Annotated in this window: 15 protein-coding genes; 10 read left to right on the top strand and 5 right to left on the bottom strand. The window is 60.6% G+C overall.

Going from position 1 to position 18,509, the window contains the following annotated elements; all coding sequences use genetic code 11:
• Nucleotides 1-32: 32 nt before the first annotated feature.
• The 3 genes from pyk to GRI65_RS10080 all read left to right on the top strand — a co-directional run bounded on the left by pyk (nucleotide 33) and on the right by GRI65_RS10080 (nucleotide 2,500).
• Nucleotides 33-1,502, top strand: coding sequence for a pyruvate kinase (gene pyk / locus GRI65_RS10090; RefSeq protein WP_160756361.1), 1,470 nt, complete (start codon nucleotides 33-35; stop codon nucleotides 1,500-1,502).
• A 65-nt stretch (nucleotides 1,503-1,567) separates the two neighbouring features.
• On the top strand, nucleotides 1,568-2,119 hold the full coding sequence (locus tag GRI65_RS10085) for a manganese efflux pump MntP (RefSeq protein ID WP_160756360.1): 552 nt from the start codon (nucleotides 1,568-1,570) through the stop codon (nucleotides 2,117-2,119).
• 159 nt (nucleotides 2,120-2,278) lie between these two features.
• Nucleotides 2,279-2,500, top strand: coding sequence for a hypothetical protein (locus GRI65_RS10080; RefSeq protein ID WP_160756359.1), 222 nt, complete (start codon nucleotides 2,279-2,281; stop codon nucleotides 2,498-2,500).
• A gap of 78 nt (nucleotides 2,501-2,578) precedes the next feature.
• Here the strand turns inward: GRI65_RS10080 and gltX are convergent, their stop codons facing one another.
• Both gltX and GRI65_RS10070 read right to left on the bottom strand, forming a co-directional pair.
• The gene (gene gltX / locus GRI65_RS10075; RefSeq protein WP_160756358.1) at nucleotides 2,579-3,910 is read right to left on the bottom strand and encodes a glutamate--tRNA ligase; all 1,332 of its coding nucleotides are present in this window, start codon (nucleotides 3,908-3,910) and stop codon (nucleotides 2,579-2,581) included.
• 27 nt (nucleotides 3,911-3,937) lie between these two features.
• Nucleotides 3,938-4,372, bottom strand: coding sequence for a hypothetical protein (locus GRI65_RS10070; protein ID WP_160756357.1), 435 nt, complete (start codon nucleotides 4,370-4,372; stop codon nucleotides 3,938-3,940).
• Between the two features lie 122 nt (nucleotides 4,373-4,494).
• Here GRI65_RS10070 and GRI65_RS10065 point away from each other — a divergent pair, with 122 nt between their 5' ends.
• Nucleotides 4,495-5,628, top strand: a complete 1,134-nt coding sequence (locus GRI65_RS10065; RefSeq protein ID WP_160756356.1) for a serine hydrolase domain-containing protein — start codon at nucleotides 4,495-4,497, stop codon at nucleotides 5,626-5,628.
• A gap of 57 nt (nucleotides 5,629-5,685) precedes the next feature.
• Here the strand turns inward: GRI65_RS10065 and GRI65_RS10060 are convergent, their stop codons facing one another.
• From GRI65_RS10060 to rpoB, 3 genes are all read right to left on the bottom strand, one after another.
• A complete protein-coding gene (locus GRI65_RS10060; protein ID WP_160756355.1) occupies nucleotides 5,686-6,855 on the bottom strand; it encodes a S41 family peptidase in 1,170 nt (389 codons plus the stop codon).
• A 106-nt stretch (nucleotides 6,856-6,961) separates the two neighbouring features.
• Nucleotides 6,962-11,278, bottom strand: coding sequence for a DNA-directed RNA polymerase subunit beta' (rpoC, locus tag GRI65_RS10055; RefSeq protein WP_160756354.1), 4,317 nt, complete (start codon nucleotides 11,276-11,278; stop codon nucleotides 6,962-6,964).
• A 77-nt stretch (nucleotides 11,279-11,355) separates the two neighbouring features.
• On the bottom strand, nucleotides 11,356-15,561 hold the full coding sequence (gene rpoB / locus GRI65_RS10050; RefSeq protein WP_160756353.1) for a DNA-directed RNA polymerase subunit beta: 4,206 nt from the start codon (nucleotides 15,559-15,561) through the stop codon (nucleotides 11,356-11,358).
• Between rpoB and GRI65_RS10045 the strand changes: the two genes are divergently transcribed.
• The 6 genes from GRI65_RS10045 (at nucleotide 15,560) to rplL (ending at nucleotide 18,471) form a co-directional block, all read left to right on the top strand.
• On the top strand, nucleotides 15,560-15,799 hold the full coding sequence (locus tag GRI65_RS10045) for a hypothetical protein (RefSeq protein ID WP_160756352.1): 240 nt from the start codon (nucleotides 15,560-15,562) through the stop codon (nucleotides 15,797-15,799). The genes rpoB and GRI65_RS10045 overlap by 2 nt on opposite strands.
• A 303-nt stretch (nucleotides 15,800-16,102) precedes the next feature.
• Nucleotides 16,103-16,642: a DUF2975 domain-containing protein gene (locus GRI65_RS10040; protein ID WP_160756351.1), complete on the top strand. Its 540-nt coding sequence runs from the start codon at nucleotides 16,103-16,105 to the stop codon at nucleotides 16,640-16,642.
• Nucleotides 16,642-16,848, top strand: a complete 207-nt coding sequence (locus GRI65_RS10035) for a helix-turn-helix domain-containing protein (RefSeq protein ID WP_160756350.1) — start codon at nucleotides 16,642-16,644, stop codon at nucleotides 16,846-16,848. Before GRI65_RS10040 ends, GRI65_RS10035 begins: the two co-directional genes overlap by 1 nt.
• A gap of 96 nt (nucleotides 16,849-16,944) precedes the next feature.
• On the top strand, nucleotides 16,945-17,178 hold the full coding sequence (locus tag GRI65_RS15135; protein ID WP_202391242.1) for a hypothetical protein: 234 nt from the start codon (nucleotides 16,945-16,947) through the stop codon (nucleotides 17,176-17,178).
• A 331-nt stretch (nucleotides 17,179-17,509) separates the two neighbouring features.
• Complete coding sequence (gene rplJ / locus GRI65_RS10030; protein ID WP_160756349.1) at nucleotides 17,510-18,025, top strand: 50S ribosomal protein L10; 516 nt, start codon at nucleotides 17,510-17,512, stop codon at nucleotides 18,023-18,025.
• 77 nt (nucleotides 18,026-18,102) lie between these two features.
• Nucleotides 18,103-18,471, top strand: a complete 369-nt coding sequence (gene rplL / locus GRI65_RS10025) for a 50S ribosomal protein L7/L12 (protein WP_160756348.1) — start codon at nucleotides 18,103-18,105, stop codon at nucleotides 18,469-18,471.
• Nucleotides 18,472-18,509: the final 38 nt, after the last annotated feature.

Genomic DNA, 18,509 nt, shown 5'->3' with positions numbered 1-18,509 from the left:
GCTGTCATGCGGCTTTGGCATAGGCGGTAGCCATGGCAAAATCTCCATCGCACAAACTCGCCCCCCGCGGACGCAAGGTCAAGATCCTCGCAACGGTCGGACCGGCCAGCAGCTCCCCCGAAATGCTCCGTAAACTGTTCAAGGCGGGGGTCGATGCCTTCCGTGTAAACATGAGCCACGGCGAACATGCGGTTCACGCCGGGACGATTGCCGCGATCCGCGAGATGGAAAAGGAATTCAGCCGTCCAATCGCGATTTTCTGCGATCTGCAGGGGCCCAAACTGCGGGTCGGCAAGTTCAAGGATGGCCGCGCTGTGATCCGCCATTCGGGTCACTTCACGCTCGACCGGAACCCGGAACCCGGCGACGAAACGCGCGTGGAACTGCCGCATCCCGAATTGTTCGGCCTGCTTGAGAAAGGCCAGCGCCTGCTGATCAACGACGGCAAGATCCAGTTGAAAGTGATCCGCGCGGACGAAAACGAGATCCTATGCTCCGCCGTCGTGGGCGGCGTAATCTCCGACCGCAAGGGCGTGAATGTGCCCGATGCGGAGATCCCCATTCCTGCGCTTACGGAAAAGGATCGGCGCGACCTCGCTTTCGCCGTGCAGCAGGGAGCCGACTGGATCGGCCTCAGCTTCGTCCAGCGCCCGGAAGACCTCGCCGAAGCGCGCAAGCTGATGGGCGGTTACGGTGCGCTGTGCGCCAAGATCGAAAAGCCGATGGCTGTCCGCCGCCTCGATGAAATTCTCGAGATGTGTGACGGGGTGATGGTCGCGCGCGGCGATCTCGGGGTCGAGTTGCTGCCCGAAGAAGTGCCGCCGTTGCAGAAGAAGATCGTCAACAAGGCGCGGATGCTGGGCAAGCCGGTGATCGTCGCAACGCAGATGCTGGAAAGCATGATCGAAAGCCCCGCGCCGACCCGCGCCGAGGTTTCGGATGTGGCCAACGCAGTCTATGACGGGGCCGATGCGGTGATGCTGTCCGCCGAAACTGCTGCTGGCGAATGGCCGGAAGAAGCGGTCACCATCATGGACCGGATCGCGGTGCAGGTGGAACGCGACGACAGCTATCTCGCGCGCGTGCGCTTCCTCGATACCCCGCCCGATGCAACGACGGCTGACGCGCTCAGCCACGCCTGCATGACCATCGCCGACACCGTGCTGGTGTCGGCCATTACCGTGTTCACCGGCTCCGGTTCGACCGCTCGCCGGGTGGCGCGCGAACGGCCTTCGGTGCCGATGCTGGTGCTGACCCCGTCCAACCGGACCGCGCGCCGCGTCGCCCTGCTATGGGGCGCACATCCGGTAATCACTAAGGATATCGGAAGTTTCGAAGAGATGATCGCCAAGGGCAAGCGGATGGCCCTGCGGCACGGTTTCGGCAAGGCGGGCAGCAAGATGATCGCGCTTGCCGGGGTGCCGTTCGGGACTCCGGGCAGCACCAACCTGCTGCATGTCGTGACCCTTGCGGGTGACGAGCTGGAACGCCACGGCGGATAACGGGGTAATCCCGTATGTGCCCTTAAACTTGGGCTCAGGTTTCCGGACAATATTCACAGACAGTCATGATTTCGATTTCCCTCTTCCTGCTTTCCCTGGCGCTTGCCATGGACGCCTTTGCTGCGGCGGTCGCACATGGTGCGTCCAGCCGCCCGAACCACTTGGCGGCCTTGCGGATGAGCCTCGCCTTCGGGCTTGCCCAAGCGATCATGCCGCTGTTTGGCTGGGGCCTTGGCGTCGCATTCGGCAGCATTATTGAAGCGGTCGACCACTGGATCGCCCTGGTCTTGCTTGGCATCCTCGGCGTCCGCATGATCGGCGAAGGCCTGGAGCGAGATCCGGAAGAGACTGTCCGGCCGCTGACAATCTGGCCTTTGCTGGTGGCAGCGGTGGCGACCAGCATCGACGCCGCCGTCGCCGGTATCACCTTGCCGACATTCGGGGTTCCCATTCTCGCGGCGTGCGCCGTGATCGGATTGACTACCGCTGTGCTGACGTACCCCGGGGTGTATCTTGGCGCACTCGCGGGCGCGAAGCTGGGCAAACGGGCCGAAATTCTGGGCGGGCTCATCCTGATTGGCTTGGGCATAAAAATCTTTGTCGAGCACCAGTTGTAGCGCGGCGCGTTATTCCGCCCCGAGCGCCGTTAGCGGTCCAATTCCCTGCTAATCACGGCCATCGGCTCTGTTTTTTCCAACTTTGCGTGTTACTGCATTGCTATTGTTCGATTAGTGCGGTAGCCCGAGCGTCCCTTTAAAGCTTCATGAGTCGCAAATATGAAAATTCGTAACCTCTTCATTGCCGCAGCGGCCGTTTCGCTCGCAGCTGCACCTGCCGTTTCGGCAGCGGATACTGCCCGCGCTTCCGCGCCGGCAACCAGCGAAAGCGAACTTGGCGGCGGCGACGGCATCCTCGGTCTTCTGGCCGCTGGTGTTCTGGCTGCATTTATTGCCCTTACCGTGATCGACAACGATGACGATGAGGCGATCAGCGCTTAATTGCCGATCCAAAATGGTTGAATGAGAAACGGGGCTTCGGCCCCGTTTTTTATTGTCCGCGGCAACCAAGATGCTGGTTCAGCTCGCCGCTCGTTCGAGCCTCCGGCGGGCAGTTTCCTCGCCGAGCACCAGCAGCAATTCGGCCATATCAGGTCCGTGGTCCATACCTGTTAGCGCCTGGCGGAGCGGAAGGAAAAGCGGCTTGCCTTTCCGGCCGGTGGTCTTCTTGAGGGTGCCAGTCAACGCATGCCACGGGTCGCCGGCAGAGAAATCCAGCACCCCAGCCGCCTGCGCCAGATAGCCGCGGTCCTCGTCTGAAAATTCCGGCAAGTCGATCGGGCCCGTGACGATCCGCCACCATTCCGCGGCATCCGCCACGACCATCAAATTGGGCCGGACCGCGTGCCAGGCCGCTTCATCCATCCCGTCCGGCAGGCGGTGCTTCACCGCAGCGTAGTCCATCTGGTGCACGATGGCAGTGTTCAGCCGGTCGAGATCGGCGTCGTCGAACTTGGCCGGCGCGCGTCCAAAGCTGCCAAGGTCGAAACTGGCCACAAGCGCTTGGCGATCGGCAATCGGTTCTACCGGCTGGGATGTTCCGAGCCGCGCCAGCAACGCGGCGATGGCTTCCGGTTCGATCCCGCGTTCCCTGAAACTCTCGCAGCCCAGAGATCCGAGCCGCTTGGACAATTTGCCTTCCTTGCCCATCAGCAGCGCTTCATGCGCGAACCGCGGCGGCGCGGCATCCAGCGCTTCGAACATCTGCACCTGCACTGCGGTGTTGGATACGTGATCTTCGCCGCGCAGCACGTCGGTAATGCCCATCTCGATATCGTCTACCGCGCTGGGCAGCATATACAGCCACGATCCGTCGGCCCGGCGGATCACCGGATCGGATAGGCTGGCGGCGTCGAATTTCTGCGGTCCGCGAACTCCGTCGTCCCACGCAATCGGGCTGTCGTGATCGAGCAGGAACCGCCAATGCGGCGCGGTACCATCGGCGGCTTTCGCCGCGTGATCATCCTCGGTCAGTCGCAAGGCCGAGCGATCATAAATCGGCGGCAGGCCGCGGCCGAGCTGGACCTTGCGTTTGAGGTCAAGTTCCTGCGCGGTTTCGTAGGCCCGGTAAACGCGCCCGCTGGCCTTAAGGGTTTCGAAGGCGGCTTCGTAATGGCCAAGACGGGCGGACTGCCGTTCTTCCCCGTCGAAATCCAGTCCAAGCCATGCCAGGTCGGCGCGAATGCCCTCGACATATTCCTCGCGGCTGCGCTCCGCGTCGGTATCGTCTATCCGCAACATGAACTTGCCGCCTGCCTTGCGCGCCAGGAACCAATTGTGCAGCGCCGTGCGGATGTTGCCGACATGGAGATTGCCGGTCGGCGAAGGGGCGAAACGGGTGATTGCGGTCATGCCCCGCCACTTAGCGCCCCGCGCGGATTATTGCGAGAAGAGTGTGACCGTATGCCCTTCGCCTGAAAACTCGATCCCGTTGGCCGGTGTCCGCCGGACCTGGACCGCATCATCGAAGGCACGGGAAATCGCCTCCTCTTCCGGAAGCAGCGCGCGCCTGCAGCTCATCGAAGGAGTGCGCTCTGTCGCTAGCACGCCATCGGCCAACGCATAGCTCCATTTGAACCGGATACATTGCGAGAGAACCTCGATTTCCTGTTCCGAAATTGATGCGGAAATCCCGTGAGACAGGTTGATGTCCCGCCCGTCGACTCCCGCGAGACGGTACTCACCGGTCAGTGCCGCAGGATCTATGATTACGCCGTCCGCAACCACCGGGTCGCTGCCCGGCGCAAGAGGGTCGTTGTCCACCGGCGCACAGGCAGCAAGCGTTGCGAGGATGATGACAGGAATGATGCGCATGATTGCGGTATCCTTTTTGCAAGTTTCCGGACGATGCCCGGCATACACTTGTTCGTCCCCATCGGAAATAAGGGTAGCGAATTCCGCTGGATTGCCCTGTCCGGCCAGCTAACGTGCCGATCATGATAGATGATACAGAGCTCTCGCGGGCCATCACCGAAGCCCGGCTGCCGGGCGCAGCCTGCATGATCGTGGACCGCGACGGGGTCCGGTATAGCCGCAGCTATGGTTTTGCGGATGCCCTTACCGGGACGCCGATGGAAATGGACACGATCTGCCAGGTCGCGTCGATGACCAAGGCACTGGTGTCGGTCGGCGCGATGCAGTTGGTGGAAGCCGGACATATCGAGCTTGATGCACCCATCGGCGAAGTCCTTCCCGAACTGGCCGATCCGCAGGTGCTGGCCGGTTTCGACGAAGACGGCGCTCCGATCCTTCGCCCCGCCGCGCGGCCGATCACTTTGCGGCATCTGCTCACCCACACCTCGGGACTTGGCTACGCTTTCGTCCAGCCGGAAGTCCTGCGCTATTACCGTGCGGTAGGCATCCCGGCACCGGGATCGAAGGCGGGGATCACGATGCCGCTGTTGTTCGATCCGGGCGATGATTGGGCTTACGGTGTCTCGACCGACTGGGCGGGGTTGGCGATAGAGGCGGTCACCGGTACCGATCTGCAGACCTATCTGGACCGCCATGTTTTCGTGCCGCTTGGCCTTAGAAACACTGCCTTTTGTGACACACTGCCCGCCGGTGCGGCGAAGGTCCACACGCGCGCCAAGGACGGCGGTCTTGCGCTCAGCCCGTTGTACCTTGGCGGCGGCGAATTCCACGGCGGCGGCGGCGGCCTGACCTCGACCGCCGAAGATTATGCCCGCTTCCTGCAGATGATGCTGCGCGGCGGCGAACTGGACGGAAACCGGTTGCTGCAGGCGGAGACCGTCGCGGCAATGTCGCGCAACCAGATCGGGTCCATCCGCGCCGGCGCCATGCCCACCGCCATGCCGGATTTCGCCGCCCCCTTCGACACTTTCCCCGATCAGCACACCGGCTGGGGCCTTGGCTTCCTGATCAACCCGGAACCCGTCGCCGGCGGCCGATCGGCAGGCAGCATGTGCTGGGCGGGCATCTTCAATTCCTATTACTGGATCGACCCAACTGCCGGAATAGCGGGCGTATTTATGAGCCAGCTCGCACCATTTGGCGATCCGGGGGCGCTGGCGGCATTCGGCGAGTTGGAGCGGATGGCGTATTCGTAGCGCGCCATGCCCTACCCTGCATCAATTCACGCTGGTAATAACCACGCCTGTCAACGCTCAGCGCGGCCCGGCCTTCGGTGTGGGTTCAAACTCCTCCCGGGGCGTTCCATCGACAGCGTAAAGGCGCTCGACCGGTAGCTTCACAAGCAGACCAGAATTGGGCAAACGCTCGTCATAAACTGCACCCAGCAACCCTGCCATGCGGGCCCCCTCGACCGCCGCGCCCATTGCGTGGAAGCCTATTGCCAGACCTTCTCCCATGCTGCCCGTCCAGCGCCCAACGCGAACGGTGACAGTGCCTGAATGATACTTTCCTTCCCGGGGGAGGACCTGTTCGATCCATTGGCGGGCAATCCCCGTGCGGCGCATTTCAGCGGGCAGGTCGTGAATTTGATAGGCGGTCGGCTGCTCGACGAACCAGCCCATGATTCCGCGAGCGACGTTCGTGTTTCCTCCGCTGGCCGTATCCGTCAGATCGAGAATGATCGGTTGGTTGGTTGCCGCTGCGGCCATGGTCTGATCAAACGCCGCGATTGTATCATCGCGGCCCAATGAATCGTGGAACTTGATGATGAGGCTTTCATCCTCTTGGCTCACAGAAAGCGGCGGCTGGTCAGTCTCGGCCAATGCGTACAGGTTGGCCAATTCCAGGTCGCGCGGCTTATCCGATGCGTGCCGTACGGTGAGTTTCCTTGTTCTGTCGCGCCTGCCCGCCGCGAGGATGCGAGCAGCAAAGCCTTCATCGGTGGCCCCATCCAGACGCCCCAGATCTTTCCAAAAAGCGTCTACCGCGCTTTGAGTTGGCAGGCCGCCAATGCCAATGATGCGGTCTCCGGCTTTGATGCCTGCTTGTGATGCAGGGCTATTTTCGCGCACCTGCTCAACCACATAGCCGTCTCCATGCCGCTCAATCCATAAATCGCCGTAGCTGGGGAACACCGCCCAGCTGTCGGAAAGTGACGCGCCGGTGATCACATGATGATCAGCAAGCAGGGTCAGCGCTCGTTCCGCAAACCGGATCAATTCGCCGCGTGTGTTAACTTCCTCCGCCTCGGCCCTGAGTGTAGGAGTGAGCTCGAAGTCGCCATCGGGCAATCTGTCCAGATAGGCATATTGATAGTCAACCAATCGCTCCAGCAATTGGGCATCCTGTCGGAATTCATCGGGTTCAGCTGCACTTGCGGAATTGCTGACCAACAGCCCGCAGCAGATCAAAATCCGTTTCATGACCGTCTCTTGTTGCACCGACCATGGCTAGTCAACCATCAGGCCCTAAACAAAAAGCCCCGCCGGATCGCTCCGGCGGGGCTTTTTTGTGCATCGGACGCCAGACTTATTCAGCCGTATCGCCGTCTGCCGCATCCTTGTTCAGATACTCGCCGGCATCCGCATCGGTGCCGTGGGTTTCGCCCTCGACTGCCGCCAGCGGATCGTCGCCAATTGCGGCTTCAGCGCCTTGGGCGAGTTCCGCAGCATGCTCTTCTTCCGCGGTATTGGCAGCGATGATCGCGTCCTGGGCCTTCTTCCATGAAGCGCGGATGGACGCGTCACGGCTGTTGGCCGTTACCCGCATCCGGTTCATTCCGGCACCGGTACCCGCCGGGATCAGGCGGCCAACGATGACGTTTTCCTTCAGACCTATCAGCGAGTCCTTCTTTCCTTCGACCGAAGCCTGCGTCAGCACCCGGGTCGTTTCCTGGAAGGACGCGGCCGAGATGAAGCTGCGCGTCTGGAGCGAAGCCTTGGTGATCCCGAGCAGGATCGGCTTGCCTTCGGCGCGCTTGCCCTTCTTGTCGAGCTTGGCGTTGTATTCTTCCATCTCTTCCCGGTCGACCTGTTCGCCGGCCAGCAGGGTGGTATCGCCGCCATCGGTGATTTCAACCTTCTGCAGCATCTGACGAACGATCGTCTCGATGTGCTTGTCGTTTATCTTCACGCCCTGAAGCCGGTAGACTTCCTGGATTTCGTTGACGAGATATTCTGCCAGTGGCTCGATGCCCAGAACGTCGAGAATGTCGTGCGGGTTCGGACTGCCCGAAATCAGCGTATCGCCCTTCTTGACGAAATCGCCTTCCTGCACGTCGATCACCTTGGTCTTGGGGATCAGGTACTCGACTGGATCGCCTTCTTCCGGGATGATCGCGATCTTGCGCTTGGCCTTGTATTCGCGAACGAATTCGATCCGGCCGGAAATCTTGGCAATGATCGCATTGTCTTTCGGAATACGGGCTTCGAACAATTCGGCCACCCGCGGCAGACCGCCGGTGATGTCACGGGTCTTGGCGGCTTCGCGGCTGGCACGAGCGAGAATGTCGCCTGCCGAAACCTGCTGTCCGTCTTCGACCGAGAGCGAGGTACCCGGAGCCAGCATGTAGCGCTGGGCTTCGGTTTCGCCTTCATCGTCCAGGCTCTGCCCTTCGCCGAGAAGAGTCAGGCGGGGACGCAGGTCCTCCTTCTTCTTCCGGTTGGCGGACCGATCTTCCACGACCACGCGCTGGGCGATGCCGGTGGCTTCGTCGACCCGTTCTTCCATGGTCTTGCCGTCGACAAGATCCTGGAAGCGGACGATGCCCGACTGTTCGGTGATGATCGGCAGGGTGAACGGATCCCATTCGGCAATCCGGTCGCCTTGCTTAACCTTCGAACCGTCCGGCTGCATCAGCACGGTACCGTAAGGCACCTTGTGAATTTCGCGTTCGCGGCCCTCGGCATCGATCACCGCAAGCTCACCGGTCCGGGCGAGAGAGAGCAGACGCCCCTTCTTGTCCTTGATGGTGGGCATGTCGCGATATTCGATCTTGCCGTCCGAAATAGCTTCGAGATGGCTGGTTTCGTTGATCTGCGCGGCCCCGCCGATGTGGAAGGTACGCATAGTCAGCTGCGTGCCCGGCTCACCGATCGACTGCGCGGCGATAACGCCGACAGCTTCACCGATGTTGACCGGTGTACCGCGGGCGAGATCGCGCCCGTAGCACTTGCCGCAAACGCCCTGATCGGCTTCGCAGACCAGCGGCGAGCGGATCTTGGCGGACTGCACTTCAGCCGCTTCGATTTCCGCCACCATCGCTTCGTCCAGCAGGGTGCCGGACTTGACGATGACTTCTTCGGTCTTCGCGTTGATCAGGTCTTCCGCGGTGGTGCGTCCGAGGATGCGCTCACCGAGCGTTGCGATGACCGAGCCGCCCTGAACGATCGCACGCATTTCCAGCATGTTATCGGTCTTGCAGTCTTCCATCACGATGACGCAATCCTGCGACACGTCGACCAGTCGGCGGGTCAGGTAACCCGAGTTCGCCGTCTTCAAAGCCGTATCCGCGAGACCCTTACGGGCCCCGTGGGTGGAGTTGAAGTATTCAAGGACGGTCAGGCCTTCCTTGAAGTTCGAGATGATCGGCGTTTCGATGATCTCGCCCGAAGGCTTGGCCATCAGGCCGCGCATACCGGCAAGCTGCTTCATCTGCGCTGGCGAACCACGCGCGCCCGAATGGCTCATCATGTAGATCGAGTTGATCTGGGCTTCGCGGCCGTTCTCGTCGACCGGGCGGGCCTTGATCTCTTCCATCATGGCATCGGCCACCTGGTCACCGCAACGGCTCCAGGCGTCGATCACCTTGTTGTACTTTTCCTGCTGGGTGATCAGGCCGTCCTGATACTGTTGTTCGTAATCGGCCACGAGCGCCTTGGTCGTGGCGACCATGCCTTCCTTCGAATCGGGAATGATCATGTCATCCTTGCCGAAGGAAATGCCTGCCTTAAACGCGTGGCGGAAGCCCAGCGTCATGATGGCGTCGGCAAACAGCACCGTGTCCTTCTGACCGGTGTGACGATAGACCTGGTCGATCACGTCGCCGATTTCCTTCTTCGTCAGAAGACGGTTGACGATGTCGAACGGAACCTTGTGGTTCTTCGGCAGACATTCCCCGATCAGCATGCGGCCCGGAGTGGTTTCGAACCGCTTGAGCGCGATCTTGCCCTTTTCGTCGGCCTGCGGAACGCGGGTGGTGATCTTCGAATGCAAGGTCACCGCACCGATGTGCAGCGCCTGGTGCACTTCGGCCATGTCCGACAGCATCATGCCTTCGCCCGGCTCGCCTGCGCGGTCCATCGAAAGGTAATAGATGCCCAGCACCATGTCCTGCGAAGGAACGATGATCGGCTTGCCGTTGGCAGGCGAGAGGATGTTGTTGGTCGACATCATCAGCACGCGCGCTTCCAGCTGCGCTTCCAGCGAGAGCGGCACGTGGACTGCCATCTGGTCGCCGTCGAAGTCGGCATTGAAGGCGGAGCAGACCAGCGGGTGAAGCTGGATCGCCTTGCCCTCGATCAGTACCGGTTCGAACGCCTGGATGCCCAGACGGTGAAGCGTTGGCGCCCGGTTGAGCATGACCGGATGTTCGCGGATCACCTCGTCGAGGATGTCCCAGACTTCCTTGCGTTCCTTCTCGACCCACTTCTTCGCCTGCTTGAGGGTCATCGAAAGACCCTTGGCGTCGAGGCGGGCGTAGATGAACGGCTTGAACAGTTCGAGCGCCATCTTCTTGGGCAGACCGCACTGGTGCAGCTTCAGTTCCGGGCCGGTCACGATGACCGAGCGACCGGAATAATCGACGCGCTTGCCCAGAAGGTTCTGGCGGAAGCGGCCCTGCTTGCCCTTGAGCATGTCGGACAGCGATTTCAGCGGACGCTTGTTGGCGCCCGTGATCACCCGGCCGCGGCGGCCGTTGTCGAACAGCGCATCGACAGATTCCTGCAGCATCCGCTTTTCGTTACGGACGATAATGTCCGGTGCGCGCAGTTCGATCAGGCGCTTCAGGCGGTTGTTGCGGTTGATCACCCGGCGATAGAGATCGTTGAGATCGGACGTCGCGAAACGGCCGCCGTCCAAGGGCACCAGCGGGCGCAGTTCGGGCGGAATGACCGGCACGACTTCGAGGATCATCCATTCGGGGCGGTTGCCCGAATCGATGAAGCTTTCGACGACCTTCAGGCGCTTGATGATCTTCTTGGGCTTGAGCGTGGATTTGGTAACCCGCAGCTCTTCCATCAAATCGTCGCGTTCCTGCACGAGGTCGAGATCCATCAGCATGGTCTTGACCGCGGCGGCGCCGATATCGGCGGTGAACGCGTCTTCGCCGTATTCATCCTGCGCTTCGAGCATTTCGTCTTCGGTCAGCAGCTGGAATTTTTCCAGCGGCGTGAGGCCGGGTTCGGTGACGATGTAGCTTTCGAAATACAGGACGCGCTCAAGCTGTTTCAGCTGCATGTCGAGCAGCAGGCCGATCCGGCTCGGGAGCGATTTCAGGAACCAGATATGCGCAACCGGCGCAGCCAGTTCGATGTGGCCCATCCGCTCGCGGCGGACCTTGGTCACGGTGACTTCGACGCCGCACTTTTCGCAGACGACGCCTTTGTACTTCATGCGCTTGTACTTGCCGCACAGGCATTCGTAATCCTTTACCGGACCGAAGATGCGGGCGCAGAACAAGCCATCGCGTTCAGGCTTGAACGTGCGGTAGTTGATGGTTTCCGGCTTCTTGATTTCGCCGAAGGACCACGAACGGATCCGTTCGGGGGAAGCGATCCCGATCTGGATCTGGTCGAAGGTTTCCGGCTTTGCGAGCTGGTTGGTGAATTTTGTCAGGTCGTTCATTCTGGTCATCCCTAGTCGGGTGAAAATTTTTGGTGGAGCCGGAAAGGGGCGGCGTTGTGGCGCGCCGCCCCGTTCCCTTATTCCGCCGCTATCTGCATCGCGCCGTCATCGTCTTCGCCGCTGTCGATCGAAGACAATTCGACGTTGAGGCCGAGGCTGCGCATTTCCTTCACCAGCACGTTGAAGCTTTCCGGAATGCCGGCTTCGAAGGTATCGTCGCCTTTGACGATCGCCTCGTAGACCTTGGTCCGGCCGATCACGTCATCGGACTTCACGGTGAGCATTTCCTGCAGAGTGTAGGCCGCGCCGTAGGCCTGGAGCGCCCAGACCTCCATTTCACCGAAGCGCTGTCCGCCGAACTGCGCCTTACCGCCCAGCGGCTGCTGGGTGACGAGGCTGTAGGGCCCGATCGAACGTGCGTGGATCTTGTCGTCGACCAAGTGGTGCAGTTTCAGCATGTAGATGTACCCGACGGTAACCTGGCGGTCGAACGATTCGCCCGTGCGGCCATCGAACAGGGTCACCTGGCCCGAACCGGGCAGATTTGCCAGGTGGAGCATTTCGGTGACGTCCGCTTCACGCGCACCATCGAATACCGGCGTACCCATCGGCACCCCGTTCTGGAGGTTGCCCGCCAGTTCAATGATATCTCCCGCAGAACGGCTTTCCAGTTCGGCGTGGTACTGTTCGCCGTACACATGCTTGAGCGTTTCGACGACGACTGCCGGAGGGTTAACGCCTTCGTAGTCTTCACCGACATCGGGGTTCGCCGCGCGCCATTCTTCCAGCGCCGCAGTGACCTGCTGCCCCAGACCGCGAGCGGCCATCCCGAGGTGGGTTTCGAAGATCTGCCCGACGTTCATTCGTGACGGCACACCCAGCGGGTTGAGCACCACGTCGACCGGCGTACCGTCTTCGAGGAACGGCATGTCTTCGGCGGGCAGGATGCGACTGATCACGCCCTTGTTGCCGTGACGGCCGGCCATCTTGTCACCCGGCTGCAGCTTGCGCTTAACCGCCACGAAGACCTTGACCATCTTGAGCACGCCCGGTGCGAGTTCATCGCCCCGTTCCAGCTTTTCCTTCCGGTCGTCGAACTTGTCTTCGATGATCTTCACGGCATCGTCATACTGCGACTTGACCGCTTCGATCTGCATCTGGCGGCCGTCATCGGCGACGGCGAATTTGAACCACTCGAATTTCTCGAGATCGTCCAGAAGCGCCTCGTCGATCACGACACCCTTCTTGACGCCCTTCGGCGCGGCGGAAGCTGTCTGTCCGAGCAGCATTTCGCGCAGGCGGTTGTAGGTCGCCCGGTTGAGAATGGCGCGTTCGTCTTCGCTGTCCTTGCGCAGACGCTCGATTTCCTCGTTCTGGATCGCCCGGGTACGGTCATCGATTTCAATGCCGTGACGGTTGAACACACGAACTTCGACCACGGTACCGGCGACACCTGGCGGCAGGCGCAGCGAAGTATCGCGAACGTCGGACGCCTTTTCACCGAAGATCGCACGGAGGAGCTTTTCTTCCGGCGTCATCGGGCTTTCGCCCTTGGGAGTGATCTTGCCGACCAGGATATCGCCCGGGTGCACTTCCGCACCGATATAGACGATCCCGGCTTCGTCGAGGCTGCGCAGGGCTTCCTCGCCGACGTTGGGAATGTCGCGGGTGATATCTTCAGGCCCAAGCTTGGTATCGCGGGCCATCACTTCGAATTCCTCGATGTGGATCGACGTGAATACGTCGTCCTTCACGATGCGTTCGGAGATCAGGATACTGTCTTCGTAATTGTAGCCATTCCAGGGCATGAAGGCGACGAGGCTGTTACGGCCGAGCGCCAGTTCGCCCAGATCGGTGGACGGACCATCGGCGATGATGTCGCCAGGTTCGATCACGTCGTTCACCTTCACCAGCGGACGCTGGTTGATGCAGGTGTTCTGGTTCGAGCGCTGGAATTTCTGCAGCGTGTAGATATCGACGCCGGACTGGCCGGGTTCGACATCACCCACGGCGCGGATCACGATGCGGGTAGCGTCGACCTGATCGACAATCCCGCCGCGTACGGCCGAAATCGCAGCGCCGGAATCGCGGGCCACGGTTTCTTCCATGCCGGTACCGACGAACGGTGCTTCGGCTTTCACCAGGGGCACAGCCTGACGCTGCATGTTGGAACCCATCAGCGCGCGGTTGGCGTCATCGTTTTCCAGGAACGGAATGAGCGATGCCGCAACCGAAACCAGCTGCTTGGGCGAAACGTCCATCAGCGTGATCTGGTCGTTCGGCAGCATCACGAATTCGCCGCTTTCACGCGCCGAAACCAGTTCTTCCACGAACGTGCCATCGGCGTTCAGTTCGGCAGAAGCCTGCGCCACGGCGTGCTTCTGTTCTTCCATCGCCGAAAGATACTTCACTTCCGTCGTCACCTTGCCGTTCTTGACGAGGCGGTAAGGCGTTTCGATGAAGCCGTATTTGTTTACCCGGCTGAACGAGGCAAGGCTGTTGATCAAACCGATGTTCGGGCCTTCCGGCGTTTCAATCGGGCAGATCCGGCCATAGTGGGTCGGGTGAACGTCGCGGACTTCGAAGCCGGCGCGCTCACGGGTAAGACCGCCGGGCCCGAGAGCCGAAACGCGGCGCTTATGCGTCACTTCGGACAGCGGGTTGGTCTGGTCCATGAACTGCGACAGCTGGCTGGAACCGAAGAACTCGCGCACAGCGGCAACGGCCGGTTTGGCGTTGATCAGGTCGTTCGGCATCACAGTCGACACATCGACGCTGCTCATGCGTTCCTTGACGGCACGCTCCATCCGCAGCAGCCCGACGCGGTACTGGTTTTCCAGCAATTCGCCGACCGAACGGACCCGGCGGTTGCCGAGGTTGTCGATGTCATCGACTTCGCCCTTGCCGTCCTTCAGGTCGACCAGTTCCTTGACCACCGCCAGGATATCTTCCCGGCGCAGCGTGGTCACGGTGTCTTCCGCGTCCAGTTCAAGACGCATGTTGAGCTTCACGCGGCCAACCGCGGACAGGTCATAACGCTCGCTATCGAAGAACAGGCCTTCGAACAGCGCTTCGGCGGTTTCCTTGGTTGGCGGTTCACCCGGACGCATGACCTTGTAGATCGCTTCCAGGCCTTCGTCGCGATTTTCAGCCTTGTCGACCGCCAGCGTGTTGCGGATCCACGGCCCGATGGTCACTTCGTCGATATCCAGCAGATCGATCGTGTCGACGCCCGCCTTGTCGAGGATTTCGAGGTTTTCGAGCGAAACTTCATCGCCCGCTTCGATGTAGATGCGGCCGGTCTTCTCGTCGATCATGTCGCGCGCGGCGTAATGGCCGAGAATTTCCTCGGTCGGGATCAGCAAGGTGGTGAGCCCATCCTTGGCCGCCTTGTTCGCAGCGCGCGGGCTGATCTTTTCCTTGGCAGCGAAGACTTCTTCGCCGGTGTTCGCATCGACGAGGGCGAAATCGGGCTTCAGGCCGCGCCATGTTTCGGGCTTGAACGGGATCTGCCAGCCTTCGCCCTTCTTGCCGGACACGCGCTGCCACACAACGGTTTCGTAGAAGTGGTTGAGGATATCTTCGCTGTCGAGACCGAGCGCGAACAGCAGCGAGGTTACCGGCAGCTTGCGCTTGCGGTCGATCCGGACGTTGACGATGTCCTTGGCGTCGAATTCGAAATCGAGCCACGAACCGCGGTAGGGAATGACGCGCGCAGCGAACAGCAACTTGCCGGACGAATGGGTCTTGCCGCGGTCATGGTCGAACAGCACACCGGGCGACCGGTGCATCTGCGACACGATCACGCGCTCGGTACCGTTGATGATGAAGGTGCCGTTGCCGGTCATGAGCGGCATGTCGCCCATGTAGACGTCCTGCTCCTTGATATCGAGGACGGAGCGGGTTTCGGTTTCCTGGTCCACTTCGAACACGATCAGGCGCAGCGTCACCTTCATCGGTGCGGCATAGGTGATCCCGCGCTGGCGGCATTCAGTGGTGTCGTACTTCGGCGGCTCGAGTTCGTAATGCACGAAATCAAGCTCGGCGGAACCGGCGAAATCGCGGATCGGGAACACCGAACGCAGGGTTTTTTCAAGGCCCGAGACATAGCCGATCGAAGGATCGCTGCGGAGGAACTGTTCATAGCTCTCGCGCTGCACTTCGATGAGGTTCGGCATTTTCACGACTTCGTGAATGTCGCCGAAAATCTTGCGGATACGCTTCTTGGCGGTACCGGTATTGCTGTTCCGGGATACCTTGGGTGCCTTGGGTTTGGTCGCCATGGAGGTGATTCGCCTCTTTCAATTTGGCCGGAATCGCAAAATTCCGGCGGAAAATTCGTGCCACACGCTGAATTTCGCCATGGCCGGACACGCAGAAAAACCGCAGCGCTTCTCCTTCGATTTGAAGGAGTTGCTGCAGTTGTTGCATCGCGGCCATGAAATCCGCCGCTTCCTTTCGTGGCGAGCCCCCGCGCAAGGGCCCGTCTGTCTCGAAGCGGTCGGTGTGACGCTCATATAGGAGCGGGGCGGGCACCGGTCAACCATCCTGACATACCGTCCGCCGCGACGGCCTATCATCGCTAATCAACAAGGGACATATTGTTTTACGATATTATTGATTGACAATATGGCGACTCGGTATTATTGATTGTCGATATCAACCATATTGGAGATCAACAAATGACCCGTACATTCAACGCATTCGCCATCCTCGTTGCCATGCTGGTGACGACCGCCCTGATGACCCCGGCCGTTATAGTGCCTGCAGACCAGTATGCGATCACCGCCGAAATCGCCTGATCCGGCAACAGGGAGTTACACAATGACCAAAGCTGCCAAAGATCCGCTGCTGGCCATTGCCCGCTTCGTGCTGATGTTCTTTATTGTAGTCCTGGCAATCGCCGGAGCGGCGCTCGTGATCGCCTTGCCGCTGATGCTGTTTAACCAGGCCGCGCTGCTGGCCGAATTGGCGGCTGACGGAAAGGATATTGTGCCGGGGGTGATTCCTGCGGCAGCTTTTGTCCTCGCTGGCGCGGCGGGCCTGATGGCACTTGGCGTATACTTCCTCTTGTTGCTGCGCCGGATCGTCAACAGCGTCGGCGAAGGCGATCCGTTCATTCCGGACAACGCCAAACGTCTATCGCGAATGGGTTGGGTCGCGATCATTGCGCAAGCCGCCGCCGTACCGATCGGTATCGCCTTCGTCTGGGTGGTAGGAATCGCCGCCGATCCAAACGATCATGTCGATAATGATTTCGGCTTTTCCGGTACCGGCGTGCTGCTGGTGTTGATCCTGTTCATCCTCGCCCGAGTGTTTCGCAAGGGCACCGAAATGCGTGAAGAGCTGGAAGGAACCGTCTGATGCCGATCCATGTCAAACTTGACGACCTGCTTCACGAGCGGCGCATGACGCTGACCGAGCTAGCCGAACGGGTCGATCTGACGCTCGCCAATCTGTCCATCCTCAAGACCGGCAAGGCCAAGGCGATGCGCTTTTCCACGCTGGAAGCGATCTGCCGCGAACTCGATTGCCAGCCGGGGGATTTGCTAGGCTACGAGGGGGGGTAGCGGGCGAATTTGGAAACATGCGCCGCGCCGGGCGTTGAGAACCCAAGCGCCGGACGATCGTGTTTCGCGTGCAACCCACCTGAAAGGGATAGCCATATGAAAAAGTTCGCCTTTGCCGCCCTGCCACTGGCCATGCTCGCCGCAGCCTGCGATGGCCCCGCCGAAGAAGTCGGCGAGGAAATCGATGATGTCGCCGAAGCCCAGGGTGAAGTGATCGACGAGCGGGCGGAAGCGCTCGAGGAAATGGCTGAGCAAGCCCCGACCGAAGCTGAAGCAGCGGAACTCGAGTCGCAGGCTGAGACGCTTGAAGACACTGCCGACGGCATCTAACCGTCCGCTACATGCCACAGCACCGAAAGGCCGGACGGGGTTGACCCGCCCGGCCTTTCTGCTATCTGCCCCCTCGTTCACTAGGCCGACGGGTCTAGTGGACATCCGTCCGAGACAGTTGGTGATGGCAATCGGGTCATCTTAATTTCCAGCCTAGGCGGGGACAGAGATTATTCGCGGCAGGCCAAGGCCTCCGCACCGCGCAACTCCAAATGCTGGTTTGCGCACCTCCTTCCCCCTCAATGGACTCGCTCGTTCCAGCTTGCTGGAGCGATCACCGTAGCCGGCCGTGCGGGGTTTGCCCCGCGTGGTCATAATGAAGGAGTAAGGCATGGATCGTTCGCAAAAAACCGACGCGGTTGCAGCCCTGAACTCGACCTTTGCAGAGAGCGGCGTGGTTGTTGTCACGCGCAATCTCGGCCTGACGGTGGCCCAGTCCACCGATCTGCGCGCAAAGATGCGGGACGCGGGTGCATCCTATAAGGTTGCGAAAAACAGCCTTGCCAAGCTTGCCCTGAAAGACACGGATTACGAAGGCCTGAGCGAATTGCTCACCGGCCCGACTGCCCTGGCCACATCGACCGATCCGGTCGCTGCTGCCAAGGCTGCCGTGGAATTCGCCAAGACGAACGACAAGCTCGAAATCGTCGGCGGCGCAATGGGCAAACTGGTACTCGACGAAAAAGGCGTGAGGTCACTGGCCTCGATGCCAAGTCTCGACGAGCTACGCGGCAAGCTGGTGGGTCTGGTTATGGCCCCTGCGACGAAAATCGCACAGGTCGTCAACGCACCCGCAGCAAAGCTCGCCCGTGTATTTGGTGCCTACAGCACCAAAGAAGCGGCGTAAGCGGTTTTTCATCGAATCTATCCGCGCCAGGGGTAACCCCGGCACGGGCCAAACCATTATATCTGGAGTATTAAATCATGGCCGATATCGCCAAACTTGTAGAAGAACTCTCGAAGCTGACCGTTCTCGAAGCAGCTGAACTTGCTACCGCACTGGAAGAGACCTGGGGCGTCAGCGCCGCTGCTGCCGTTGCAGTTGCCGGCCCTGCCGCTGCTGCAGAAGCAGTGGAAGAACAGACCGAATTCGACGTCATCCTGACGGGCGACGGCGGCAAGAAGATCCAGGTCATCAAGGAAGTCCGTGCTATCACCGGACTCGGCCTGACCGAAGCCAAGGCGCTGGTCGAAGCCGCTCCGAAGGCTGTCAAGGAAGGCGTCAACAAGGCAGAAGCCGAAGACGTCAAGGCCAAGATCGAAGCAGCCGGCGGCACCGTCGAACTGAAGTAAGCTTCACACAGTTTTGCGGATGTCTTGAAGCATTCGCA

The organism is Allopontixanthobacter sediminis (assembly GCF_009828115.1).
Classification (GTDB): domain Bacteria; phylum Pseudomonadota; class Alphaproteobacteria; order Sphingomonadales; family Sphingomonadaceae; genus Allopontixanthobacter; species Allopontixanthobacter sediminis.
Note: the sequence above shows the minus strand (reverse complement) of the source record. Positions and strands in the feature narration are given on the sequence as shown.

What these genes read in the sequence shown, in the direction of transcription:
- pyk (WP_160756361.1), top strand. Translation starts at nt 33, where the DNA reads ATGGCAAAATCTCCATCGCACAAACTCGCCCCCCGCGGACGCAAGGTC.
- GRI65_RS10085 (WP_160756360.1), top strand. Translation starts at nt 1,568, where the DNA reads ATGATTTCGATTTCCCTCTTCCTGCTTTCCCTGGCGCTTGCCATGGAC.
- GRI65_RS10080 (WP_160756359.1), top strand. Translation starts at nt 2,279, where the DNA reads ATGAAAATTCGTAACCTCTTCATTGCCGCAGCGGCCGTTTCGCTCGCA.
- gltX (WP_160756358.1), bottom strand. Translation starts at nt 3,910, where the DNA reads ATGACCGCAATCACCCGTTTCGCCCCTTCGCCGACCGGCAATCTCCAT.
- GRI65_RS10070 (WP_160756357.1), bottom strand. Translation starts at nt 4,372, where the DNA reads ATGCGCATCATTCCTGTCATCATCCTCGCAACGCTTGCTGCCTGTGCG.
- GRI65_RS10065 (WP_160756356.1), top strand. Translation starts at nt 4,495, where the DNA reads ATGATAGATGATACAGAGCTCTCGCGGGCCATCACCGAAGCCCGGCTG.
- GRI65_RS10060 (WP_160756355.1), bottom strand. Translation starts at nt 6,855, where the DNA reads ATGAAACGGATTTTGATCTGCTGCGGGCTGTTGGTCAGCAATTCCGCA.
- rpoC (WP_160756354.1), bottom strand. Translation starts at nt 11,278, where the DNA reads ATGAACGACCTGACAAAATTCACCAACCAGCTCGCAAAGCCGGAAACC.
- GRI65_RS10045 (WP_160756352.1), top strand. Translation starts at nt 15,560, where the DNA reads ATGGAGGTGATTCGCCTCTTTCAATTTGGCCGGAATCGCAAAATTCCG.
- rpoB (WP_160756353.1), bottom strand. Translation starts at nt 15,561, where the DNA reads ATGGCGACCAAACCCAAGGCACCCAAGGTATCCCGGAACAGCAATACC.
- GRI65_RS10040 (WP_160756351.1), top strand. Translation starts at nt 16,103, where the DNA reads ATGACCAAAGCTGCCAAAGATCCGCTGCTGGCCATTGCCCGCTTCGTG.
- GRI65_RS10035 (WP_160756350.1), top strand. Translation starts at nt 16,642, where the DNA reads ATGCCGATCCATGTCAAACTTGACGACCTGCTTCACGAGCGGCGCATG.
- GRI65_RS15135 (WP_202391242.1), top strand. Translation starts at nt 16,945, where the DNA reads ATGAAAAAGTTCGCCTTTGCCGCCCTGCCACTGGCCATGCTCGCCGCA.
- rplJ (WP_160756349.1), top strand. Translation starts at nt 17,510, where the DNA reads ATGGATCGTTCGCAAAAAACCGACGCGGTTGCAGCCCTGAACTCGACC.
- rplL (WP_160756348.1), top strand. Translation starts at nt 18,103, where the DNA reads ATGGCCGATATCGCCAAACTTGTAGAAGAACTCTCGAAGCTGACCGTT.